Origin of the sequence: Streptomyces aidingensis (genome assembly GCF_900112355.1) — a bacterium.
Classification (GTDB): domain Bacteria; phylum Actinomycetota; class Actinomycetes; order Streptomycetales; family Streptomycetaceae; genus Streptomyces; species Streptomyces aidingensis.
Genome location: NZ_FOLM01000002.1, coordinates 193729 through 216499 on the forward strand (window position 1 = coordinate 193729; position 22771 = coordinate 216499).

Here is a 22771-nt window from a genome sequence, read left to right on the forward strand (position 1 = left end):
TGTGCGCCGGCGCCGTCTCGGCAGTGCACTGCGGGGCTTCAGAAACGCCTGCGGCATGAGCATCGACTCGGCCGCGGCGGCCATGCGCTGGAACGTCAGCAAGCTGAGCCGCATCGAGAACGCCAAGGCCCACCTGCCGATCAAGGACGTGGCCCTGCTCCTGCGGCAGTACGACGTCACCGACCCCGATGTCATCGCCGCCCTGGAGGCGCTGTCCAAGGACGCGAACAAGACCGGATGGTGGTCCACCTACGGCGATGTCCCCGGCGCCTCCTACAAGGACTACATCGGGCTGGAGGACGACGCCGAGTCCACCCACACCTACACGCCCGGCCTGATCCCCGGCCTGCTCCAGATCGGCCAGTACGCGCGGGAGATCATCGCGGGTACGGCGATCACCCGCACCCCGGACGAGGTCAGCGCCCTGGTCGAGGTCCGCAAGAAGCGCCAGGCGATCCTCACCGACACCACGCGGCCGACCGGGCCGCTGAAGTTCTGGGCGGTCATCCACGAATCCGCACTGCACTACCGGTCCGCGGCTGTACCGACGCTGATGCGCGACCAGCTACGGCACCTGCTCGACCTCACCGATCTGACCAACATCAACATCCAGGTGATGCCGATACTCGCCACCCCGCACCCCGGGATGGTGGGACCTTTCCACGTCGTCCGCTTCCCCCAGCCCTGGCCCACCGTGATCAACGTGGAGAACATCCGGGGCGGGAGCTTCGCCGAGGGAACCGAGGACGTGAAGGTCTACGAGGCGGCCTTCGAACGCATCCAGGCCGCCGCACTTCCCGTGGAGGACTCCCGGGAGAAAATCAAGCAGATCATGGAGGACAGCACCGCATGAACCCCAGCCGCCTTCACACCACCGCACTCCCCACCACGGGGTGGTACAAGTCCAGCTACAGCGACGGCGGCGAGCAGTGCGTCGAGGTCGCCACTCTCCCCGGCGGCCTCGCCGTCCGGGACTCCAAGGACACCACCATCCCTGCCTTCCAGGCCACCACCAGCGCCTGGACCACCTTCATCCACGCCATCGAGACCGACTGCATCTGAACCACGCATCCGGTGGTCCCTTTTCAAGGCGACTGAGGAGGGACCACCGGCGTGTCTATCCCCTCACCCCTGGGGAGATGCGGCGGCCGCCAACCGCCCTCCTCACCCACGCGAGCGATCTGTGCCGCCCGCGGCCGCACAGGGTCCCCAGGTCGGCTCCATACGCTGTGTACTCATCGAGTCACCCCCCAGGGGCGTGCGTATGGACTATACAGACCAGGACGTCCGGGAGGGCGCCGGCCGATGGACGACCGGCGGGGCCGATCTGACGCGGCTCCCCTGTGGCCGGACGCCATAGGCGTCATCCTGGCCGATCACCCTCGTTCCCCCTCCTTGAAAATCCTGCGCTGCTGGATCGCCGAATGGCATCACGGCGGACGGCCGGACCTGGGCCACTTCACCCCTGTGCTGGTCCCCACCCGCGAGGAGAACCCCGACGGTGACGGCTGGCACCTGCGCCTGGCCCGCCGCTGAGCCACGGGGACGACGGGTGGTTGTCGACCGGTTGTTACCGGGCGGGCGGTGGCAACCGGCGGCCCGGCTGGCATCATCGTGCCCGAGGGGGCGCACATCCGGGTCCCCGCGGCCCGGATGCCGGACAGGGACGAGGTGACCAGGGGGGACGGACGCATGTCAGACTTTCACGGCCCGGGCGCCGGCGAGGACTGGACGGTGCCCGGTTACGCCGGCACCCGGGAACTGGGTGCCGGAGCGGGCGGCCGGGTGGTCATCGCGGTGCACGGTGCCTCCGGCCGGTCCGTGGCCATCAAGTACCTGGGCGAGGGCCTCCGTTCGGACGACGGCTTCCGCCGGGCGTTCCGCACCGAGGCCGAACTGCTCGGCAGCCTCGACTCCCCGCATGTGGCCGGCCTCTACGAATATGTGGAAGGGCCGCGCGGCGCCGCCATTGTGATGGAGCTGGTCAACGGCGTTCCGCTGCGGGCCCTGCTCAAGCAGGAGGGGCCCACCGGTCCCGAGGCGGCGCTGACGGTGCTCAAGGGCTCGCTGCTCGGTCTCGCCGCGGCACACGCCACCGGCGTGGTGCACCGCGACTACAAGCCCGAGAACGTGCTGGTCGGCCAGGACGGCAGCTCCAAGCTGGTGGACTTCGGCATCGCCACGCGCAGCGGCGGCCAGGTCTCCGGCATCAGCGGCACCCCGCCGTACATGGCGCCCGAGCAGTGGCGGGGCGCCCCGGCCGACGCCGCCACCGATGTCTACGCCGCCACCGTCACCTTCTTCGAATGCCTCACCGGCCGCCGGCCGTACAGCGGGGCCGGCTTCGCGGAGCTGGCGGTGGCGCACACCAGCGCACCGATCCCGCTGGAGGATGTGCCGGAGCAGGTGCGGGAGCTGGTGGCACGGGGGATGGCCAAGGACGCCGCCGACCGCCCGGCCGACGCCCTGGCCTTCGTCGGGGAACTGGAGCGGGTGGCCGGGCAGGCTTACGGCCCGGACTGGGAACAGCGCGGGCAGCGGAAGCTGGCGGCGCTCGCCGCGCTGCTGCCGCTGCTGTTCCCGTGGCCGGACGGGGCACCGGCGGGCAGCACGGATCTGGCGGTCACCATGCTGCCGGGCCGCAGACCGCCCGCGCCGCAGGGCACCCCGCCGGGCCGGGACATCGGAAGCTGGCTGGTCTCCGGCGGTGCGCTGCTGGCGGGCGCGCTGATCATCGCGGGCACCGTGCTGCCCGGGGTGTGGGCGGCGGGCGAGGGCGAGGCCCGTGCCGAGGCCACCACCATGCCCAGCCCGCGGGACACCGACGGCGTCCCGCTCGACATCGGCGACCCGGAGCCGGAGGCCGGCCGGCCCGAATCCCCGGCGGAGACGGAGCCGGAGACGGAGCCCTCGGGCGATCCCTCGCCCGGGGAGACAAAGGAGCCGGACGACGAGGCCACCGGCGGCGGCACCGACACCGGCGGGGCGACCGCCTCGGCCGGCACCACCGGGGACACCACCACCGGCGGTACCACCGGCGGCACCGCCACCGGGGGAGCCACGGGGTCCGGAACCACTTCGGGCGCCGCCGACGGCGGGGGCAGCACCTCGACGGGCACCACCGGCGACACCACCACGGGCACCACGGCCGGAACCGACAGCGGCGGCACCACCACCGGAGACACCACGGCCGGAACCGACGGCGGGGGCACCACCACCGGAGACACCACCACCGGCGGCACCGAGGAGCCGCCCCCGGCGACCGGCGTCAAGGCCGTCAGGTTCACCAACGCCTCGCTCGTGAGCTGCGGGGCAGGCTGCTCCGCCGCCTACGCGGAGGCGCAGATCTACCCCGACGGAGCCGGCCCCGTGACCCTGTCGGCACAGTGGTACCAGGCGTCGGGGCCCGACGACCCCGGCAAGCCGGTCGGCAGGCCCGTGACGAAGACCTTCGAGGGCGGCAAGGCGTATACGTGGCAGCGTCAGCTCAACGACGTCACCACCCATACCTGCCGGATCTGGTACCGGCTGGTGGTGACGCCCGTGTCGCCCACGCCCGGCAAGGGCAATCCGGTCACCATCGACGCGGGGTGTCTCCATTGACCCGGCCGCCCGAGGACCCCCGCACCGGCGCGGCCTGGCGGGGGCTCGGCAAGGACGCGGACGGCGACGGGGACGAGGCGACGGTCCGGCTGCCCGGCGGCAGCACCGACGGCGCGCCGACCGCCGGGCCGGCGGACGAGGACGCCGAGGATTACAGCGCGACCGAGCTGGACGGCTCCTGGGACAACGGCGGAGGCGGCGGCGCCGCCCCTGCCGGTGCCCCGCTGCCCGGTGACCGGCAGCCGACCGCCCTCGCGCCCGGCCCCGGCCCGCAGGGGACCGCGCCCACCCTGCGCGACCCGGACCCGGACCCGGACCCGGGCGGCGACGGCGTGCTGCGCTTCGGCCCGGGTGTGCCCGCCGCGCAGCCGCCGGCCGGCGCCGCCGCGGCCGGTATCTGGCGCGGCGAGGCGCCGCCCGCTCCCCCGCCCCGGCGGCGCCGGCTGCTGCGCCGCTACGGCCTGGCCGTGGCGGTGCTGATCGGGGTGGCCGCCTTTCTGCTCTGGGACCGCTCCGGTCCGGCGCTGGAGATCACCGCGGTCACCGCGCGCACCGACGCCACATTCGCCTGCGATTCCACCGCCGATGTCGTCGGGGTGGTCCGCACCAACGGCCGGCCCGGGACCCTCACCTATCAGTGGACGCGCAGCGACGGCACCTCCTCGGGCGTGCTCAAGGAGCAGGTCACCCGGGGCCAGACCGAGGCGCTGCTGCATCTGCTGTGGACGTTCCGGGGCGAGGGGACCGTGGCGGCGACCGCCCAGCTCAGAATCACCGGGCCGAGCACCCACACGGCGTCCGTGTCCTTCACCTACACCTGTCCCTGATGTCCCTGATGTCCCTGATGTTCCTGACGTCCCTGACGTCCTGATCGGCCGTCAGGGCAGCAGACGTTCGACGGCCGCGGCGCCCTCCTCCTCCAGCAGCTTGCGGGCGCGCGCCACACGCTCGGGGGTGGGCTCGCGGCCGGAGAGCCGCACCAGGTCCTCCGGATCGATCGGACGGTCGCCGCCGCTGTGCAGCAGGCGGTCGGGGGTGGGCAGATTCTCCTCGGCGGACTGTTCGGTCATCAAAGGCTCCCTCCGTGCCCGGCGGCCGGATCTCCCCCCACGCTATGCCGGACGGCCGGCCGCCGCATGCCGGGCGGGGGCACGGCTCAGGCGGTCCGCGGCACCGGGTGGACACCGGATGGATCGCGCCGGGCGGGCGCGGGGCCGGTCGCGGCGGTCGTGTTCCCGCGCATCGCCCGCTTGTCAGTGGCACGTGCTACCACAGCCTCATGACCGAGCCCACGACTGGCGGCGGCACCCCCTCCGCCCTGCCCTATCCCGAGCTTCTCGCCCTGATCGAGGAGCGGTCCGCCGCCTTCCGGAAGACCGTGGCCGCCGCGCCGGACCTCAGGGCCCGGGTGCCGGGCTGCCCGGAGTGGTCGCTGCGCGATCTGGTGGCCCATCTCGGGGACGTCCACCGCTCCTGGGCGGCGGCGGTCGCCGCCGGCCCCTCGGACGCCCCGCCCACCGAGGGGCAGCTCGGCGACCTCGCACCGCACGGCGATCTCCTGGCCTGGTCCGCGGAGTCCACCGGGCTGCTGCTCGCCGCGCTCCGGGCCGCCGACCCGGCCCGCGGCTGCTGGACCTGGTGGGGCGGCTCGGGCGCGCCGCAGACCGTGGGCGCCGTCGCCCGGCACCAGCTCCAGGAGGCCGCCGTGCACACCTACGACGCCCAGGAGGCCGCGGGCCGTCCGGAGCCGGTTCCCACGGCGGTCGCCCTGGACGGCATCCCGGAGTTCCTGACGGTCTCGCTGGGCACCGCCGGTCCCTGGCCGCACGCCCCGGCCTCCGTCGTCCTCGCCACCGCGGAAGGCCCGGCCTGGACCCTCTCCCTGCCCCTCTCGCCGCCCGCCGGCCACCCGCCCGCCGGCGGGCCGCCCGCCGCCACGCTGCGGGGCCCGGCCGGCCGGGTGCTGCTGGCCCTGCACCGCCGCGTCCCGTACACGGCGCTGGACATCACGGGCGATCACGCCACCGCCGCCCGGCTGATCGCCTGGCCCGATCTGAGCTGATGCCGCGGCGGATCCGCCCTGCCCGCCGCCCTGCCGCTCTCGTTCCGCTCTCCGCCGGGAGCGGGGGCGGTGGACGCCAACAAGTAATGTGTGGTGCGGCGTTCTGGAAGACCTATGGGGGAACGATGACCGCGAGCAACGGGGGAGCAGCGGGAAATCACGGCCTGAAGCCGCTGCGCCCGGGGGACCCGGCCGAGGTGGGCCGGTTCCGGCCCGCCGCCCGGCTGGGCACCGGCGGCATGGGGACGGTCTATCTCGCCCACACGCCCGGGGGCCAGCCGGTGGCGCTGAAGGTGGTCCGGCCCGAGCTGGCCGAGGCGCCCGACTTCCGCCGCCGTTTCGAACAGGAGGTGCGGGCCGCCCGCCGGGTCCAGGGCCTGTACACGGTCCCGGTGCTGGACGCGGACACCGAGGGCCCGATGCCCTGGCTGGCCACCGCCTATGTGGCCGGACCGTCGCTCAGCGAGGCCGTCACGCTGCACGGCCCGCTGCCCGAGGCCACCGTGCTGCTGCTGGTCGCGGGGGTCGCCGAGGCATTGCAGACGATCCACGCGGCCGGTGTGGTGCACCGGGACCTCAAGCCGTCCAATGTGCTGCTGGCCGCCGACGGTCCGCGCGTCATCGACTTCGGGATCGCCCGGGCCACCGACGCCACCTCGCTGACCGGTACGGACAGCCGCATCGGCACCCCCGCCTTCATGGCCCCGGAGCAGATCACCACCGGCGAGGTGGGCCCGCAGGCCGACATCTTCGCGCTGGGCCTGCTGGCGCACTACGCCGCCACCGCACGGGGCGCCTTCGGCGAGGGCGACCCGCAGGCGCTGCTGTACCGGGTGGTGCACGACGAGCCCGATCTCAGCCGGCTGCCCGCCGGACTGTGGAGCCTGATCGGCGGGTGCCTCGCCAAGGACCCGGCCGCGCGGCCCGCGCCGGACCGGCTGATCGAGGCCTGCCGGGGGCTGGCGCCCGGCGCCGAGCTGCGCCGGGACACCGGCTGGCTGCCGGCCGGGGTGACCGAGGAGATCGCCGCGCGTGCCGCCCACCGCGCACCGGCGCCGCCCGGCCCGGCGGCCCCGGGGGCGCATGGGATGCAGCCGGGTCCGGCCACACCGCCGTCACCGGCCACTCCGGCCACACCGGCCACACCGGCCGGGGGCTTCGGCGGCTTCGGCCCGGTCCTCGCGCACACCCCGCCCCCGCCGGGGGCCACACCGGGCCTCACCCCCCACCCGGGGCCGCCGCCGGCCGGCGAACCGCCCGCGCCCCGCGCCCGGCGCCGTACCCGGATCGTGGTGCTCGCGGCGGCCGTCGCCACGGCGGTCGCCCTGCTGACGGGCGGCGGCTACGCGGCCGGCGTCTTCGGCGGGGGCGGCGGCCAGGCGTCCGGAGCCGGCAGCACCGACGGCACCGACAGCACCGACGGCCCGGAGGAGACCGGGACGCCGGGAGGCGGTGACGCCGCCGCCCCGGCGGTGCCCGGGTCCTCCCCCGCCGCCGACTCCTCCCCCTCGGCCACCGAGGACCCGGCGGACGACGCCGAGGAGCAGCAGGACCCGCAGGACGGCGCCGATCCCGGCGGCGACGGCGACTCCCCGGGCGGCGACGACCGGCAGGGCACCGACGACCGGACCGGCGCCGACCCCGGCCCCACCGAATCGGCCAAGCCCGACCCGGAGCCCACCCGGTCGGATTCACCCGAGCCCACCAGGACCGCCACCACCGCCCCCGACCCCGGCGCGCCCGGCCGCAAGTACTGCACCTACGCCGCCGACCGCGACCGGGCCTGGGCGGAGGGCCACGCGGGCGAGTCGGTCAAGGAGATCCAGTGCCTGCTCAACCGCAACTACGGCTACGGCCTGGATGTGGACGGCATCTTCGGTCCGCTCACCGACGACGCGGTGCGTGACATCCAGCGCTGCTCCGGCATCGCGGTGGACGGCGAGGTCGGCCCCGACACCTGGGGCTATCTGGACAACCCCAAACCCTCCTGCGTCTGACGGCCCGGCGGGCGCGCTCAGTCCGGGACCAACGCGCCGAGCAGGCCGCCCGGGGGCCGGTCGACGACGCAGTGCAGCGCCAGCAGCACCCCGGCCGCGCCGGTGGCGAGGTCCGCGGAGAACCGCAGCAGCCGGGTGCCGGGAATCAGCAGGGTGCCGTCCCGGTGCACGGCGTGCCAGGCGAGCCGGGCGGCCTGGGCGGTGACCTCCCGCTCGTCGCCGTCCAGGGCGCGGAGCACGGCGGCCAGCCCGGCACGGCCCTGCATCAGCCCGGGTTCGCGGACCGTGGCGAGGCCGCAGGCGAGGCGGGTCCCGGCCAGGAACGCGGACAGCCCGGGGTCGTCGCCCGTCTCGGCCAGACACTCCCGGGCGACCAGGGCGATGCCGCCGCTGCCCTCGCCGACGTAGGGCAGATGGCGGTAGCCGTCCCGCTGGACATAGGCGGCGCCGTCCTCCCGGGTGACGCATCCGGCCAGGTCCCGGGCGATCAGCCGCCGGGCCGCGCGCAGCCGGTCCCGCTCGCCGGTGAGCCGGTACAGCCGGAGGTTCAGCAGCGCGGCCCCGGCCGCGCCGTGCAGCAGGCCCACCGGGACGTCGCCGGCCGGAGCCGCGGCTGCCAGGGCCTCGGCGGTCAGGGCCTCGGCGGTCAGGGCTTCGGCGGTGCGGGCCGCGTCGTCGTACAGTTCGGTGTCGCCGGTGAGGCGGGCGAACCGCAGCAGGGTGAGGGCGGCCCCGGCGGTGCCGCCGGCCAGGCCGGCGCCGCGCGGCGGGGGTGCCTGGCGGGCGCGGTGCAGGAGTTCCAGTGCCTCCGCCCGGCGGCCGAGGTCGTACAGCACCGAGGCGGTGCCGTACGGCCCGCCGAGCAGTCCGCCCCCGGCGGCCGGGTCGGCGCGGCCGGCCGCGGCGGCGAGCCAGTCGGCGTATTCGGGTGGCACGTCCTCCCCCGACCGGTGCAGGGCGAGCAGCACACCGGCGGCTCCATGGGCGAGGGTGTGGCCGCCCTGGGCGAACACCTCGGGCGCGCCGGGGAAAAGGCGGTCGTCCCGCTCGGGGGTGGCGGCGGCGTGCAGCCCGGCGGTCAGCAGGCGGCGGACGGCGGGCCAGTCGGGGCGGGCGGGCGGGTCCCCGGCGTCCAGCCACCCTGGGTCCGCGGCGGGGATGCCGAACAGCCGGCGGACGGTCCGCTCGTCCCCGTCCCGGTCCCCTTCTCCGTCCCCCGCGGCCCGCGCGCCGGGCCGGGCCGGCCCGCCACCGCCGGGGAAGCGGGCGCGGGCCAGGCGTTCCAGAGTGGCCCGCTTCCCCGGGTGCAGTTCGGTGAGTTCGGCCATCGGCAGCAGCAGCATCAGCCGCAGCGCCTCCAGTTGGTGGTGGTCGGCGGCGGCGCCGGTGACGCCGCGCGGCACGGTGAATCCGGCCGCGGCGGCCCGCGGCGCGGCGCTGTCGGAGACCTCGGCGGCGTACTCGAAATCGACCAGCACGACGGAACCGTCGGGGCGCAGGATGATGTTGCCCGGATGCAGATCGCCGAAGGCGAGGCCGCGTCCGTGCACCCGGTCCAGGGCCCGTCCGACGCGCTCCGTCACCTCCCGCACCCAGCCGCCGTACGCCGCCAGGTCCTGCTCGGTGCAGTCGCGCCGCACCAGCGGGGTGCGGGTGATGGCGGCGTGCAGCAGCGGCTCGCCCTCGATGTACTCCTCGACGAGGTAGTGGTGCTCCCACATGGTGCGCAGGCCCAGCACCGCGGGGACGCAGTCCAGCCCGTCGAGGCGGCGCAGCGCCTGGTACTCGCGGCGCAGCCGGGCGACCGCGTCGGCGCCGGTGCGGTCCAGGCCGCTGTGCGGGCGGGCCTCGCGCAGCACCACCCGGTGGCCGGTCCGCAGATGCTCGGCGAGGTAGATGCCCCCGGCGTTGGTGAAGTGCAGCGCCCGGACAATGCGGTAGGGCAGGCCGTCCACGGTGGCGGACTCCAGGGCCGCCAGGTGGGGGACCAGCACCTCCGGAGGGGTGATCCAGTCGGGGACGGTGAACACCGGTGCGCGGTCGTCGGGACGCGGCCGGCCGTCCGGGCCGAGGAGGGCGGGAACCGGGGCGCCGTCCGGGCCGGGGCAGTGCATGGCGCGGAAGGCGCCGTAGCGGACGTACACCGGTCCGTCGCCGATGCGCAGATCGGTGAGGATATAGGGGCCCGGCCGGCCGGCCAGGGCGGCGGAGAGTTCCTCGACCAGCTTGGCGAACTCCGCGTCGTCGGCCGGGTAGAGGGTGATGAACTTGCCGCTGTTCTGGCGCGGGGTGTGGGTGGCGTTCAGCACCCGCAGGGCCTGCGGGCTGCGCAGGAACTTGAACGGGGTGCGGCGGGCCAGACAGGCGGCGGCGACCGTGGCCAGGGTGTCCCCGGCCTGCTCCGGGACGGCGGAGACATGGATCTTCCAGCCCTGGCCCGGGACACGGGCGCCCTCCGGCTCCAGAGCGGTCCACAGCCCCCGGTCGGAGCGCCGCCAGCCGTCCGGCACCGGGCCGCGGGCCGGCGGGTAGCGGTCCGCGCGGTCGTCCATCCGCCCGGGCACCTCGTAGTACAGCCGGTCGGCGAGACAGTACATCTGCGTCGTCTGCGGATCGGGCATCGGGCTACTCCCTGTCGGATGCGGGCGCCGGCGCCGCCTCGGATCCGGCCCCGGGCGCCGCCCCGGGCGCGGGCCCGGGCGCGGGCCCCGGCGCACTGCCCACGGACGGGGCCCAGGTCATGACGGCGGCGCAGACCAGGAAGACGGACCCGAGTGCCGCGAACGCGCGGGCGGGACCGGCCGCGCCGAGCAGCAGCCCGCCGGTCAGCGGGCCGAGCGGGGTGGCCAGCGAGGAGACCAGACTCGCGCTGCTCTGCACCCGGCCGGTGAGGCGGTCGGGCGTGGCGAGCAGCACCAGGGTGAGGAACTTGATACTGGCGACGGCGGCCAGCGCGGTGCACAGGCCCACGGCCACGCCCATGAAGAGGGTCTGCTGCCACAGCGCCAGGGCGCCGGCCAGCCCGGCGCAGGCCCAGCAGGTGGCGGCGAGCGGCAGCCGGGACCAGCCGTCCACATCGACCCGGGGCGCGATGAGCGCGCCGGCGAGCGAGCCGCAGGCGCTCAGCGCCACCACCGTGCCCGCGCCCAGCCCGGAGGCGCCGCCGCGCGAGCCCAGGGCGAGGGCGGCGAACATCAGGCCGCCGAAGGCGGCGTTCATGCCGAAGCCGAAGGTGAGCAGGGTGGTCCGCAGGAACGGACTGCGCCACAGGAAGCCGATGCCCGCGGTGAGTTCCCCGCGGGAGAGCGGCCGGGCGCCGCCGCGGGCCGGGCGGGAGCGGGTACGCAGCATGGCCAGGCACAGCACGGCCACGGCCAGGCCGGCGGACTCGGCCAGGAACGGCAGGGCGGGGTGAACGCCGAAGAGCACGCCGCCGAGCAGCGGCCCGGCGATCCGGGCGACGGCGGCGCGGGCCTGGAAGCGGGACGCGGCGGCGCCCAGGAGTTCGCGCGGCACCACGGCCCGCAGCATGCCCGAGGCGGCCGGGCCGCACAGGGTGGTGAGCACCGCGCCGGCCGCGGTGACCAGCAGGATGAGCACCAGCGGCGCGGCCCCGAGCAGGACCGCGGCGCCCAGTCCGCCGGCCAGTACCGCGCAGGCGCCCTGGGTCAGCATCATGAGCCGCCGGCGCTCGGCGCTGTCCGCCACTGCGCCCGCGGGCAGCATGCTGACCAGCATGGCGACGCCGGACACGGTGCCGACCGTGCCGGCCGCGGCGGGCGAGCCGGTGGCGCGCAGCACCAGCAGCGGCAGCGCGAGCGCGGAGAGCTGCGCGCTGAGGCCGGCGAGCAGGCCGCCGGCGTAGAGCAGACGGAAATCCCGGAGGGAACGGAGTCTGGGTGCCGTCATGACCGTTGCCTTCTCTGCCATGGCCCTTCCCGTGGTGTCGCGGCGGCCGGCACCCGTCTCCGGGTGCCGGCCGGCCCGGCCGACGGTCCCCGCCGGTCCTCGGCAGCGGTCAGTTCTCGACGACGCTCAGCACGCTGATGCAGTTGCCGCCGCCCTCGCCGGGCGCGGCGACGCCGGACGTGCCCTGCTGCTCCAGGATCTTCTTGACGGCGTGCGCGACGACCTCGGTGACCTCCTCGATGGAGGGGCTCTCCGGGGCGTCGGCGTTGTCCGGGGTCTCGGGCATCTCGTTCTCGGCCATGTCCTGTGTCCTTTCGAGAAGGGACGGAAGAGGCGAAGGGGGGCACTGCCCTGCCGTTGCCGGGAATTCCTTCCGGTTTTCCCCGCAAGAACAAGGTAGGCGGGGGCGGTTGGCGTACGGGAAAGCTCCGGTATGGAAATGGTTCGGCCGGTGTTCCGGTCAGGAGCCGGGAGAATCCAGCAGTTCCCGGAGGGCGTTGACGAGTTCCAGGCCGCGGGCGCGGCCGGCCGGGTCCAGGACGGCGGCGGTATGTGCCCGGACGGCCGCGTGCTCGTACCTCTCGCGCTGTTCGCGCCGGTCGGTCACCACATACAGGGCGGCGGCGGCCTGCCGGGCGAAGAGAGCCAGCAGGTCCAGCTCGGAGAGGCTGGAGCGGGACTGCTCGACGGGGTCCAGCACCTCCAGCACGCCGAGAACCCGGTCGCCGTGCGCCAGCGGCGCGGCCATCAGGGCGTCCGGCACGTATCCGGTGGACTCGGCCACATCACGGGCGAACATGCCCTGATGGCGCAGGTCGTCGGCGATCATCGGCTCCCCGGAGACCAGCACCCAGCCGGCCAGGCCGCGGTCCGCGGGGAAGCGGGAGCCCACCAGGAAGTCCTCCCCCTGTCCGGACACCGCCTGGAAGACCAGCTCGCCGGCCGCTTCGTCGTGCAGCAGGACCGAGCCGGCCCGGGCCCCGAAGATGGCGCGGGCCGTGTCCACCACGGACTGGAGCAGGGCGGACTCCGCGTCCCCGCCCTCGGCACCGGAGGGCTGCCGGAAGGGGTCCGGCGGCCGGGTCAGGCCGTTCGACTGACTCATCATTCACCTCTGTCTGCGTCACCGACTGATGTACCGACTGATTCGCCGACGGGTTCTCCGGCGGGTTCTCCGGCTGCCGCGGCGGCGGTGCGGACATTCGCCGCCGCGAGATAGAGCGCGTTCTTCACCTGGAAAGGGGTCAGGCCGGGGTGACTGCCGAGCAGCCGGGCGCACAGCCCGCTGATGAACGGGGTGGCAAAACTGTTTCCGGTGGTGCGGATGCAGGTTCCGTTCAGCCAGGCCACATAGACGTTCTGGCCGGGCGCGAAGAATTCCACCGGCGGATCGGGGTTGTAGAGGAAAAGGCCGGGATCGTCCTCCCGGTGGCTGCCGACCGAAATTACCGAGGAGAACCGCCAGGGGTAGCTCTCCACCGGGGAGTTGTGCGCCGAGGCGACCAGCGTGACCCGGTCGAAGTACGCCTGGTCGGCCAGCGAGCGCAGCGCCTCCAGAAACTGCCGGCGGGTGGTGGACAGGCTGAGGTTCACCACCGGGAAGCCCTGCTCCACCGCCCATCGCAGGCCGGTGAGCAGCGCGGCCCCGGTGCCGGTGAAGCCCTTGCCCAGCACCCGCACGCTGTACAGCTCGCACTCGGGCGCCACCCGCCGGATGAGTCCGGCGCAGGCGGTGCCGTGGCCGCAGGCGTCCCCGCCGTCGGTCTCCCGGACGGTCAGCTCGCCGGTCCCGTCCCGCACCACCTCGTATGCGCCCTGGATACGGCCGATGGAGCGGTGGCCGTCCTCGACACCGGTGTCCACCACGCAGACCCGCACCCCGGCGCCGTGCGACCAGGCCCAGGGGTCCGGCACCACCTCATGGCTGCCGCCGTCCCCCGGGGCGAGCCGGTCGGGCGGGCGGTCACCGAGGCTCCAGGTGAGCCGGGCCGTGGCGCTGCTCATGACATCACCTCCGGGGGCGGGTCGGGGAATGCCGCGGCCCGGGCCTGTCCGGGCCGGTGCCCCTTGGCGGCGAAGTGCCGCCGGGCGGCGGCAGCGGCGTCGGCGGCCTGCCGGGGGCGGTCCAGGGCGTGCAGGGTGCGGGCCAGATCGAGGGCGGCCGTGCCGCGCACCACGGGGGAATCGGTGCTCTCCGCGGCTTCGGCCGCGCGGCCGGCCAGTTCGAGGGCGCGGCCGGTCCGCCCGGCCAGGGCGTGGGCGCGGGCCCGCAGCCCGTCGGCGTCCGCGGACTCGGCCGGGGGCAGACCGGCCTCGCGTGGGTCGGGCAGGTCCAGGGCCGCGGAGCCGTCGGCGTCCTCCAGCAGCGTGCGGGCACGCAGCCGTTCGATGGCGGCCGGGGTTCCGGTGTCGCCGAGTTCCCGGCAGGCGCGGCCGGCGGCGTCCAGCAGCGCCGGCACCTGGCCGGTGCGGCCCGCCAGCGACTCGATCTCGGCGGCGAACAGCGGGACGAAGACAGCGGCTTCGGCGTAGCCGAGGCCCCGGGCCAGTTTCTCCGCCTCGGCCAGCCGCTCGCGGGCCTCGGTCCAGCGTTCCTGGAGCGCGAGAAGAACGGCGAGCGGACAGCCGAGCACGGCCCGTACGGTGGGCCGCCCGGTGCCGTGTCCGTCCAGCAGCTCCCGGCAGCGGGCCACCGCCTCGGGCACGGGGGTGGGGCCGCGCCACAGCGAGATGCCCACCGCGCCCAGCGCCATGGCGCGTTCCGGTTCGGCGTCGGCGCGGGCGGCGTGGGTCAGCGCCCGGTGCAGCAGGGACTCGGCCTCGGCGTGACGTCCCCGGCGCTGCCGCTCCTGGGCGGTGCGGACGCAGGCGCGGGCGATGCCCTGATCGTCGCCGGCCGCCGTGAACAGCGGCAGGGCGCGGCGGGCGGCGTCCGCGGCCGATCCGTGCCGGGGGTCGAGGGCGGCCAGGGCCAGTTCGGCGTGGGCCGCGCCGAGTCCGTCACCGGCCGCCCGGGCGGTGCGGAGCGCCTCGGTGAGCAGGGCGCGGCCCTCCTCGGCGGCCCCGGCGGCGGCCCGGACCTCGCCGAGGCGGCGGGCCGCCTCGGCGGCGAACGGGTCGGCCGGGACGCACAGCTCCCGGGCCCGGGCCAGCAGGTCCGCGGCCCAGGGCAGGTCGGACCTGGCCTGGGCGGCGGCCCCCGCCCGCAGCAGGGTCCGGGCGGCGCGGTCCCGCAGGTCCCGGCCGGCCGGGTCGGTGCCGCCCGGCCCGCCGAGCTGGGTGCGGTAGTGGTGGGCGCGGGCCAGATGCGGGCCCACGGCCGCGTCGGGGGCGCCCTGGGCGGACAGCACCTCGGCGGCCTTCAGGTGGCGGCGCGCCCGCACGGCCTTGGCCATGCCGTCGTAGGCGGCTTCCTGGACCAGTCCGCTGCCGAAGCGGAGCCCGGGGTCGGCGGTCAGGGTGCGGCGGACGGGCTCCAGCATCCGGCGTCTGACCAGCCGGCGCAGCAGCCCCGCACAGTCCGCCGCGGGGTCGGCCGCTGCGGGTTCCGTCTCGGTTACGGCCAGGGCGGCCAGCTCGGTGCGGCCGAACTCGCGGCCCAGCACCGCGGCCAGCTGGAGCAGGGTGCGCTCCTCCGGGTCGAGGGCGTCGATGCGGGCCCCGAGCAGTCCCTGCAGGGTGGGCGGCAGGCCCGTGGCGGCCGGGGCCCGGCCGGCGGGCGCGCCGGCGGACATGGCCAGCAGATGTTCCAGCAGATGTTCCAGATGGAGCGGATTGCCCTCGGCCCGCTCCAGCGCGTCCGCCAGCACCTGATCCGGGGCCCGGGCGGGAGCGGCGGCGGCCCGGCGCGCATGGGCGGTGACCTCGGCCGGGCCGTCGGCCGGGCCTCCCGTCATGGCGGCGGCCAGGGCGGCGGCCTCGTGCCGGGCCAGGCCGCCGAGGGTCAGGGAGAGCGACCGGAGCCGGCCGCTGCCCCAGCCCGGGTGGCGTTCCAGCAGCTCCGGCCGGGCGGCGCAGACCACGGCGACGGCCGCGTCGTCGAGTTCGTCCAGCAGCCGGCCGGTCATCTCCAGCAGTTCGGCGGTGGCCCAGTGCACGTCGTCCAGGACCAGCACCAGCGGCCGGTGCCGGGCCAGCACGGACAGCAGGACGTGCAGCGCCAGACAGGTGTCGTCCGGGGACGGACTGGGGGTGCCGTCCGCCAGCAGGCCCCGGCGCAGCAGGGTCCGGGCGGCGTCGGCCTCGGCGCGCTCGCCGCCGGTGAGCGCGGCGAACGGGCCGGGCCCGGCCCCGGCCAGGGCCTGGCCGACGGCGTCGGCGAGCGGTGCCAGACTGCCGTGCTCGCCGTAGGGGCGGCAGCGGCCCGCGCCGTGCACGGCCGCGGCGGCGCCGGCCCGGCCCCCCAGCCATTCGCGCAGCAGCCGGGTCTTGCCGGCGCCGGCCTCGCCGTAGACGGTGACGAGGTGCGAGCGCGGCTCGGCGGCCAGCCGGTCCAGCAGCAGCCCGAGCTGCGCCAGTTCCGGCTCCCGGCCGACGAAGGGGGTGTCGAAGCGGCGGGTCCGTTCCGGGTCGTCCGCGTGCAGATCCAGCAGCCGGCGGGCCGGTACCGGGTCGCGCTTGCCGCGCAGGGCCAGCTCGCCGACGTCCTCGGTCACGGCGGCGGGCCCGGCCGCCAGCGCGGTGGCGGGACCGATCAGGATCTCGCCGGCGGCGGCCTGCTGCTCCAGCCGGGCGGCGACATTGACCACCTCGCCGGTGACCAGGGCCTGGCGGGCGGCCGGGTCGGTGCCGGCCACCACCTCCCCGGTGTTGACCCCGATCCGCACCCCGAGCCGGACCCCGTAGTCCCGGCCGAGGCCGGTGTTGAGGGTTTCCAGGCCGGCCACCATGTCCAGGGCGGCGGCCAGAGCCCGGCGGGCGTCGTCCTCGTGCCGGACGGGCACGCCGAAGACCGCCATCACGGCGTCCCCGATGTACTTCTCCACGGTGCCGCCATGCGCCTCGATGCGGTCCCGCATCAGGGTGAAGTACCGCAGGGTGACGGCGCGCAGGGCCTCGGGGTCGAGCCGCCCGGCCAGGGCGGTGGAGCCCACCAGGTCGCAGAAGACGACGGTGACGACGCGGCGTTCCTCCGGGGCCCCGCCTCCGGGCGGCGCGGCGCAGGGGGTGCCGCAGCGCGGGCAGAACGCGGCTTGGGCGGGCGGTGGTTCGGCGCACGAGGGGCACGGGGCCGGCCGGGACGGCGGAGACATCAGAACAACGCTCCTCCGGCGATCTCCTGGTGTGCCATCACCTCGGGTTCGGCGGCGTCCAGGCGTTCCTTCAGGTCCAGCAGCAGTGCCACCTCGGCCGGGCTCAGCTCCCGGAAGACCTGGAGCTGCTCCTCCGGCAGGGCGTGGAGGGGAAAGCCCGCGCGCTCCAGCGCCGCCAGCGGATCACCGCCCCGCCCGTCCCGCGCCTCACGCTTGTCACGCTTCTCATGCTTCTCATGCTTCTCATGTGCCTCGTGTCCCGCACGTTGCCCGTCTCCGCTGCCGTTCCTCATGATCTGGTCCTCCTGCGGTTCAGTGGATGGCCGCCGGGGCCGGGCGGGCGCCGGCGGCGGCGAGCTGACGGAAGAGTTCGGCGACGGCGTCCACGGTGTGCAGCGCGCTGACCGCCACCGCGGTGCGCTGCCGGACGGTCAGCGGCAGCCGGTCGAGCAGCCGGTCCAGGTCGTCGCGGTGGCCGCCGTCCAGGTCGGCGTGACGGCGCACGGTGCCGAAGGCGGCGTCCGGCAGCCCGGTCTCGCGGGCCAGCCGGCCGGCCAGCCACGGCGCGGGGGCGTTGCCCTCCAGGACCGCGATGTAGCCGAGCAGGGTGACCGGATGGTGGTACTCGATCCAGTAGTACTGGGCACCCACCAGCCGGGCCACGGCGGCCGGCGGGGTGTCCCCGGCGATGCCGCCGGGGTCGGCGCCGGCCGCGGCGGCATCGGCGAGCAGCCAGTCGTCATGGCCGCGCTCCTCGTCGATGTGGTGGTGCAGGTAACGGGCGAGCGGGGCGGCGACCGGGTCGGCGGCGAGCGCGGCGCAGCGCAGGGCGGCCAGTTCCATCAGCGGTACCGAGGCGCGGATCACGTGGTACATGGCGCCCAGATAGCGGGTGTAGCGGGCGGTCAGCCCGGCTCCGGGCCGCCAGAGGCGGGCGGTGGCGCGGTGCAGCACGGGCTCGGCCAGGGCCAGCTTGGCGCGCAGGGCGGCGCTCGCCGGCCCCGGCGCGGCGGTGCCGGGGCCGGCGCCGGTGCCGGTGTCGGTCATGGGGCGGCTCCGTGGGGTGACTGGACCAGATGGGCGTAGGGGGCGCAGCCGTAGCGGCGCAGCAGGGCGGCCGGGCCGGCGGCGCGCTGCAGCCGGGCGCTCTCCCGGTCGAGCAGCGCGGCGGCGGGGCGGGTGCCGTCGCGCCGGGCGGCGGCCAGCGCGTCGGGCCGGCCGGCCAGGGCGTGGCAGGCGGCGCAGGCACCGCCGGGGGACGGCGGGGCGGCGAACGGGGCGAGGAGACGGGCCGGTCCGGCGGTCCGGATCATCCGCAGCACCCCGGACTCCACACAGCGGCGGCGGATGTCCGGCCAGGTGTCGTCCGCGATATGGCCCAGCCGCAGATGCGCCGGGACCGGCCGGCGGTCCACGGCGCGCTGATTGCAGCAGGCCACGACGGTGCCGTCGAAGGCGATGACCGGCCAGGCGGCCATGGCGCACGGCGCCGGGCCGGCCGGCGGCGGGCGCAGGCGCGCGGCATGGGCCGGGGCGGCCCATGCCGCGGCCCGGCCCGCCGGCCGCACGGTATTCACCAGCATGGGCACCCGGCCGGTGAATTCGTCCGAGACCGCGGCGATGAGTCCGGCGAGATACGGATCATCCGGTCCCGATCCGGTGGCGTGAATACTCACCGGCAGTCCGGCGTCCATGATCCGGTGCAGTGCGCGAAAGGTGTCGCGGCGCGGTATCTCGCGTTCGTGGAATATGTCGATGCTCGCCGAGAAATGGTCCACGGCGGCCACGGCACGCATGACCGGCCGCGGGATCCGGCCGTCGCGGGCGAAGAACATGCCGCTCAGCAGCGCGGTGCGGGTGCCGGCCGGGCGGACGAGCGCGGCGAGTTCGCGCACCAGTGCCGGGCGCAGCAGCGGCTCGCCGCCGGTGAGCATCATCACCTCGGGCCGGCCGGCGGGGGTGAAGCCGCCGGCGAACCGGAGCAGGGCCGCCGCGGGCGTGTCCTCCCCGCGCGGGCCGGAGGAGGTGGAGCAGTGGGCGCAGGACAGCGGGCAGCGCCTGGTGAGCGTGGCCAGCAGTCCGGCCGCCGGTTCGGGACGGAGCGCAATGAGGTCGCCCAGGCGCATGGTTCACCTCCGCCGTTCGCCGGTCCCCCGTACCCGTCGGTCCGCAATCTCCGGCGACAGCCTGCAACGCGGCGGTTCGGGGGCGGTTGGCGGCCGGTTGTGTTCCGCCATATTCCGGTTCCGGCCGGCGACACAGAACTCTCGCCCTGTATGCAGATATTCCTCACCATATGACGGCTTCGTCCCCCGGGTCTCTTACTGCATGCAGCTTGATGCATCTCTGCTGCCCTTGGCCGTGATTGACGGTCCTGGGCATGCTGAAAGTACCGGTGCTTTCCCGGGAATGCCGAAGAATTCGCAACCGCGTTCCGGAGGCGTACATGAACCGCGTTCACCGCGCTGTCGCAGTTTCTTCCCGAGTATCCCGCCGAGCAGCTCTCCGAACCGACGACACCGGCTGGGGAGGGCGTTGAAGCCCGTGCAGGAAATCCGCTTCCCGGCAATGGACCACAGCGCGGGAACAGTCCCGGACAACGACGGCGCGGACACCCAAAGCAGAGCGGCGGACCTGTGGTTCTCCCTGCTCGGGCCCCTCACGGTCATCCGGCGGGGCGCACCGCTTGCGCTGGGGCCGCTGAAGCAGCAGCTCTTTCTCGCGGCACTGCTGACCCGCCCCAACGCGCCCGTCTCCGTGGACACCCTGACGGAGGTGGTGTGGGACGGCGAGCCGCCCCGCACCGCGCGCAAGAACCTCCAGGTCTACGCCTCAGCCCTGCGCAAGGTGCTCGGCGGCCCGGACCGCCCGGACCGCCCGGACGGCGGGAACGGCCGGCTGCGGCACGGCCCCGGCGGCTATGTGCTGCGGCTCGCGGCCACCGAGTGCGACGCACTGCTCTTCGAGGAACTGGCCCGGGCCGGCCGCGCGGAGTCCGCACGCGGCACCGCGGGCCGGGCCGCGCGGCTGCTGGAGCAAGCGCTCGGCCTGTGGCGCGGTGAGCCCTTCGCCGGGCTCGCGCCGCGCGCCGCGGCCCTGCGCGACGCCGCGGACCGGCTGCGCGCCCGCCGCCTCGCGGTCTACGAGTCCTGGGCCGAGGCCCGGCTGGAGGCCGGGGAACCCGCCGCCGTGGCCGAGACGGCCGGCGAGATGGTGACCCGCCACCCGCTGCGCGAACGGCTGCGGGTCATCCAGCTCACCGCGCTGCACCGGTGCGGACGCCGCTCGGAGGCGCTGGCCGCGTACGACGACTGCCGCCGGCTGCTGGCCCGCGAACTCGGGCTGGCCCCGGGCGCGGCCCTGGAGCGGGCCTACCGGGCACTGCTCGACGACACCCCCCCGGACCCGGCACCGGCCCCCGCCCCGGGAGCGCGGCCGTCCCGGGACGGCCGCGCCGGGCCCTGCCGGCTTCCGCCCGCCCTGGACGACTTCACCGGCCGGGCCGGTCCGCTGGCCGGGCTGCGCTCGGCGCTGCAGCGCACCGGGGGCGGTCCGGTGGTGCTGGCCGGGCCTGCGGGGGTGGGCAAGACCACACTGGCGGTGCACGCCGCACACCATCTGGCGGAACGTTTCCCGGACGGCCGGGCGGCGGCCCGGCTGCGCACCGAGGACGGCTCGGCACGGCCGTGGACCTCGGTGCTCGGCGAGCTGTCCCGGGCGCTGGGCTGCACCGAGCCGCTCTCCGGGGACCGGGAGGAGGCCGCGGCGGCCTGGCGGGCCTGGCTGGCCGACCGCCGGGTGCTGCTCGTACTGGACTCCGCGCCGGACGAGGCGGCCGTCCGGCCGCTGCTGCCGGACGCCGGGGCAAGCGCCGCGCTGGTCACCGCGCGCGGCCGGCTGCCGGGCCTGGAGCCGGCCCGGCGGATCGAACTCGCGCCGTTCGGACGGGACGAGGCACTGGAGCTGCTGGGCCGGATCACCGGCCCGGCGCGGCTCGCGGCCGACCCGGGCTCGGCGGCCCGGATCGTCACGGCCACCGGCGGGCTGCCGCTGGCCGTGCGGGTGGCCGGCAACCGGCTCGCGGTGCTGCGCCATCTGCCGCTGAGCCGGTACGCGGAGCGGCTGGAGCACCCCGGGGAGGCGCTGGACGAGCTGGCCGCGGGCGGGCTCAGCGTCCGCGCCCGGCTGGCCGACGCCTGGGGCGGCCTGCCGGCCGGGGAGCAGGCGGTACTGCGCGGGCTCGGCGCCCTGGGCGGGCCGGTATTCACACTGGCGGACGCGAGCCGGGTGCTGGGCCTGGGTGAGCGGGAGGCGGCCCGCGCCCTGGACGCGCTGATCGAGTCCTGTGTCCTGGCACCGCCGGAGACCGGCCCCGGCCCCGATGCGGCGGAGGCGGAGGTGACCGCACACGGCACAGCCGGCCTTGAGCGGTACGAACTGCCCCGGCTCACGCTGCTGTTCGCCCGCGAACAAGCCGGCCCCGGCTGAGCCGCGAGAGCGGCGCTCAGGGCGCGGCCCCGGGGGCGGCCGGCGGCTCCGACAGCTGCACCCGGGCCAGATAGCCGGCCTGGAATCTGCTGTAGGCACCAAGCTGCTCCATCATCTCGGCGATGTGCTTGCGGCAGGTGCGCAGCGACATGCCCAGCCGACGGGCCACCACCTCGTCCTTCATCCCCTGCGCCAGCAGCCGCACAATCGCCATCTTCACCTCCTCCCGCGCCGGGCTCTCGCTCCACGCCGGGTGATAGGGCTCGGCCAGCGACCAGGCATGGTCGAAGGCCGCGCACAGATACGCGACGGTCGACGGATCGTGGATGACCACCGCGGCGTCCGGGTCGTCCCGGTGCGGAATGAAGACGATCTCGCTGTCAAAGGCGATCATGCGCCCGAACAGCTCGCTGAGCGTGCGTACTTCGGCACCGTGCTCGCTCATCCGCCGCACATACTCCTGGGTGGGCCGATGGTGCCGGGCGGTGTGCTGGTAGAGGGTGCGCATCCGCACACCGCGGCGCAGCATGTCCAGGTCCCGGGCGTACGCCTGCTCCAGCACATGCGGCGACCGGCCGCCGCCGGGCTGGCAGGTGCGCACCTCCCGGCGGCAGCGCGCCGCGGTGTCGGTGATCAGCCCGACCACCGTCTCCAGCTGGGTGACCTCCAGCAGCGGCTCATGCACCCGCTGGTGCCTGCGGCCCTCGGCGTAGAGCGGTGCCAGCAGGCCGATCTCGTGGCGCAGCCGCTCGGTGTCCGCCAGCCGGCGGCGCAGTACCTCCTCGTGCGGGGTGACCAGCGCGGCGATGGCCACCTCGGGCGCCACCGGAACATACCGGGCGGGATCGTGCCCCAGCCGCCGCACCAGGCAGAGTGCGGACAGGGCGGCCAGGGACTCCGACAGCTCGGTCTCGCTCAGCCCCACCGCGCCGGTAACGCGTCCGGAGTCCAGTTCCCCGTGCCGGCAGACCCACTGGAAGAGCCGCACATCGTTCTCGGACAGCCGCGGCACCCCGCCCCCCGCACCCTGCGGATCCTCCTCCGGCAAGGCTGCCGCCGCCGGTACCGCGGGCGCTGACAACCGCGGCGAAGCGCCGGCGCCGGTCCCGTTGTCGTCCATGTCTGCTCCAGCGTGGCGCGGTGGCGCTCGGCTCTCGGTCAGCATTTCCGCACGGAAGTACGAGGCGGGCCTACGAAAGGGTAGACGCCGGTGAAGAGCCTGTGAAGACCACCTCCCAGCACCGCCGGGGAGGAGGCGTCCCCGCCCGGCACGCGGACGCGGCTGGCATGCGGAGGCAACTGGCTGTCACATGCGGGTGTGGCACATTGCCCCATCGCCGAATGTCCAGCAGCGCGGCAGCGGCGGCCGAACGGAGTGATCGGACGGGATCTCGTCAACCGTTCGTGCACCTCACGTGCTCGATCGACGTTGCCGAGCTCGCGGCTACTGCGGACGCAGT

The 22771-nt window shown here is 75.6% G+C and carries 19 protein-coding genes; 8 read left to right on the forward strand and 11 right to left on the reverse strand.

The features are described from left to right. Nucleotide 1 precedes the first annotated feature (1 nt). The 5 genes from BM242_RS05410 (at nt 2) to BM242_RS05430 (ending at nt 4430) form a co-directional block, all read left to right on the forward strand. The gene (locus tag BM242_RS05410) at nt 2-853 is read left to right on the forward strand and encodes a helix-turn-helix domain-containing protein (protein ID WP_342746943.1); all 852 of its coding nucleotides are present in this window, start codon (nt 2-4) and stop codon (nt 851-853) included. Continuing rightward, nucleotides 850-1062 (forward strand): DUF397 domain-containing protein, encoded by a 213-nt coding sequence (locus BM242_RS05415; protein ID WP_093837502.1) that lies wholly within the window; start codon nt 850-852, stop codon nt 1060-1062. Before BM242_RS05410 ends, BM242_RS05415 begins: the two co-directional genes overlap by 4 nt. A gap of 243 nt (nt 1063-1305) precedes the next feature. Continuing rightward, nucleotides 1306-1536, forward strand: a complete 231-nt coding sequence (locus tag BM242_RS05420) for a hypothetical protein (RefSeq protein WP_093837503.1) — start codon at nt 1306-1308, stop codon at nt 1534-1536. A 156-nt stretch (nt 1537-1692) separates the two neighbouring features. Further along, entirely contained in the window at nt 1693-3603 is a 1911-nt protein-coding gene (locus BM242_RS30045; RefSeq protein WP_245833850.1) for a serine/threonine-protein kinase, read from the forward strand. Continuing rightward, on the forward strand, nt 3600-4430 hold the full coding sequence (locus tag BM242_RS05430) for a hypothetical protein (protein ID WP_093837504.1): 831 nt from the start codon (nt 3600-3602) through the stop codon (nt 4428-4430). The genes BM242_RS30045 and BM242_RS05430 overlap by 4 nt, the downstream gene beginning before the upstream one ends. Nucleotides 4431-4481: 51 nt before the next feature. Here the strand turns inward: BM242_RS05430 and BM242_RS05435 are convergent, their stop codons facing one another. Next, nucleotides 4482-4673 (reverse strand): hypothetical protein, encoded by a 192-nt coding sequence (locus BM242_RS05435; RefSeq protein WP_093837505.1) that lies wholly within the window; start codon nt 4671-4673, stop codon nt 4482-4484. A gap of 209 nt (nt 4674-4882) precedes the next feature. Here BM242_RS05435 and BM242_RS05440 point away from each other — a divergent pair, with 209 nt between their 5' ends. Both BM242_RS05440 and BM242_RS05445 read left to right on the forward strand, forming a co-directional pair. Continuing rightward, nucleotides 4883-5665, forward strand: coding sequence for a maleylpyruvate isomerase family mycothiol-dependent enzyme (locus BM242_RS05440; RefSeq protein ID WP_093837506.1), 783 nt, complete (start codon nt 4883-4885; stop codon nt 5663-5665). Nucleotides 5666-5790: 125 nt separating this feature from the next. Next, complete coding sequence (locus BM242_RS05445) at nt 5791-7662, forward strand: serine/threonine-protein kinase (RefSeq protein WP_093837507.1); 1872 nt, start codon at nt 5791-5793, stop codon at nt 7660-7662. A gap of 17 nt (nt 7663-7679) precedes the next feature. Here the strand turns inward: BM242_RS05445 and lanKC are convergent, their stop codons facing one another. From lanKC to BM242_RS05490, 9 genes are all read right to left on the reverse strand, one after another. Continuing rightward, a complete protein-coding gene (gene lanKC, locus BM242_RS05450) occupies nt 7680-10283 on the reverse strand; it encodes a class III lanthionine synthetase LanKC (protein WP_093837508.1) in 2604 nt (867 codons plus the stop codon). Between the two features lie 4 nt (nt 10284-10287). Beyond that, nucleotides 10288-11571 carry an MFS transporter gene (locus BM242_RS05455; RefSeq protein ID WP_093837509.1) on the reverse strand — a complete coding sequence of 428 codons (1284 nt, stop codon included), beginning with the start codon at nt 11569-11571 and terminating at the stop codon, nt 10288-10290. A gap of 109 nt (nt 11572-11680) precedes the next feature. Next, a complete protein-coding gene (locus BM242_RS05460; protein ID WP_093837510.1) occupies nt 11681-11872 on the reverse strand; it encodes a hypothetical protein in 192 nt (63 codons plus the stop codon). 159 nt (nt 11873-12031) lie between these two features. After that, the gene (locus BM242_RS05465; RefSeq protein ID WP_093837511.1) at nt 12032-12676 is read right to left on the reverse strand and encodes a GAF domain-containing protein; all 645 of its coding nucleotides are present in this window, start codon (nt 12674-12676) and stop codon (nt 12032-12034) included. Then, entirely contained in the window at nt 12676-13575 is a 900-nt protein-coding gene (locus BM242_RS05470) for a S8 family peptidase (protein WP_093837512.1), read from the reverse strand. The genes BM242_RS05465 and BM242_RS05470 overlap by 1 nt, the downstream gene beginning before the upstream one ends. Next, entirely contained in the window at nt 13572-16823 is a 3252-nt protein-coding gene (locus BM242_RS30735; RefSeq protein ID WP_093837513.1) for an adenylate/guanylate cyclase domain-containing protein, read from the reverse strand. Before BM242_RS30735 ends, BM242_RS05470 begins: the two co-directional genes overlap by 4 nt. Continuing rightward, a complete protein-coding gene (locus tag BM242_RS31100; protein ID WP_425443810.1) occupies nt 16823-17116 on the reverse strand; it encodes an aroma-sacti cluster domain-containing protein in 294 nt (97 codons plus the stop codon). Before BM242_RS31100 ends, BM242_RS30735 begins: the two co-directional genes overlap by 1 nt. Nucleotides 17117-17135: 19 nt before the next feature. Further along, on the reverse strand, nt 17136-17870 hold the full coding sequence (locus BM242_RS05485) for an iron-containing redox enzyme family protein (protein ID WP_093837514.1): 735 nt from the start codon (nt 17868-17870) through the stop codon (nt 17136-17138). Beyond that, complete coding sequence (locus BM242_RS05490; protein ID WP_093837515.1) at nt 17867-18949, reverse strand: radical SAM protein; 1083 nt, start codon at nt 18947-18949, stop codon at nt 17867-17869. Before BM242_RS05490 ends, BM242_RS05485 begins: the two co-directional genes overlap by 4 nt. A 442-nt stretch (nt 18950-19391) precedes the next feature. Between BM242_RS05490 and BM242_RS05495 the strand changes: the two genes are divergently transcribed. Continuing rightward, nucleotides 19392-21311 carry an AfsR/SARP family transcriptional regulator gene (locus BM242_RS05495; protein ID WP_093837516.1) on the forward strand — a complete coding sequence of 640 codons (1920 nt, stop codon included), beginning with the start codon at nt 19392-19394 and terminating at the stop codon, nt 21309-21311. 16 nt (nt 21312-21327) lie between these two features. Here BM242_RS05495 and BM242_RS05500 read toward each other — a convergent pair whose 3' ends face one another. Then, entirely contained in the window at nt 21328-22323 is a 996-nt protein-coding gene (locus tag BM242_RS05500) for a helix-turn-helix domain-containing protein (RefSeq protein WP_107365087.1), read from the reverse strand. Between the last annotated feature and the right edge of the window lie 448 nt (nt 22324-22771).

Coding starts and splice junctions, on each gene's coding strand:
- BM242_RS05445 (WP_093837507.1), top strand. CDS start 5,791: ATGACCGCGAGCAACGGGGGAGCAGCGGGAAATCACGGCCTGAAGCCG.
- BM242_RS30045 (WP_245833850.1), top strand. CDS start 1,693: ATGTCAGACTTTCACGGCCCGGGCGCCGGCGAGGACTGGACGGTGCCC.
- BM242_RS05415 (WP_093837502.1), top strand. CDS start 850: ATGAACCCCAGCCGCCTTCACACCACCGCACTCCCCACCACGGGGTGG.
- BM242_RS31100 (WP_425443810.1), bottom strand. CDS start 17,116: ATGAGGAACGGCAGCGGAGACGGGCAACGTGCGGGACACGAGGCACAT.
- BM242_RS05455 (WP_093837509.1), bottom strand. CDS start 11,571: ATGACGGCACCCAGACTCCGTTCCCTCCGGGATTTCCGTCTGCTCTAC.
- BM242_RS05420 (WP_093837503.1), top strand. CDS start 1,306: ATGGACGACCGGCGGGGCCGATCTGACGCGGCTCCCCTGTGGCCGGAC.
- BM242_RS05460 (WP_093837510.1), bottom strand. CDS start 11,872: ATGGCCGAGAACGAGATGCCCGAGACCCCGGACAACGCCGACGCCCCG.
- BM242_RS30735 (WP_093837513.1), bottom strand. CDS start 16,823: ATGTCTCCGCCGTCCCGGCCGGCCCCGTGCCCCTCGTGCGCCGAACCA.
- BM242_RS05440 (WP_093837506.1), top strand. CDS start 4,883: ATGACCGAGCCCACGACTGGCGGCGGCACCCCCTCCGCCCTGCCCTAT.
- BM242_RS05495 (WP_093837516.1), top strand. CDS start 19,392: ATGGACCACAGCGCGGGAACAGTCCCGGACAACGACGGCGCGGACACC.
- lanKC (WP_093837508.1), bottom strand. CDS start 10,283: ATGCCCGATCCGCAGACGACGCAGATGTACTGTCTCGCCGACCGGCTG.
- BM242_RS05465 (WP_093837511.1), bottom strand. CDS start 12,676: ATGAGTCAGTCGAACGGCCTGACCCGGCCGCCGGACCCCTTCCGGCAG.
- BM242_RS05485 (WP_093837514.1), bottom strand. CDS start 17,870: ATGACCGACACCGGCACCGGCGCCGGCCCCGGCACCGCCGCGCCGGGG.
- BM242_RS05470 (WP_093837512.1), bottom strand. CDS start 13,575: ATGAGCAGCGCCACGGCCCGGCTCACCTGGAGCCTCGGTGACCGCCCG.
- BM242_RS05435 (WP_093837505.1), bottom strand. CDS start 4,673: ATGACCGAACAGTCCGCCGAGGAGAATCTGCCCACCCCCGACCGCCTG.
- BM242_RS05490 (WP_093837515.1), bottom strand. CDS start 18,949: ATGCGCCTGGGCGACCTCATTGCGCTCCGTCCCGAACCGGCGGCCGGA.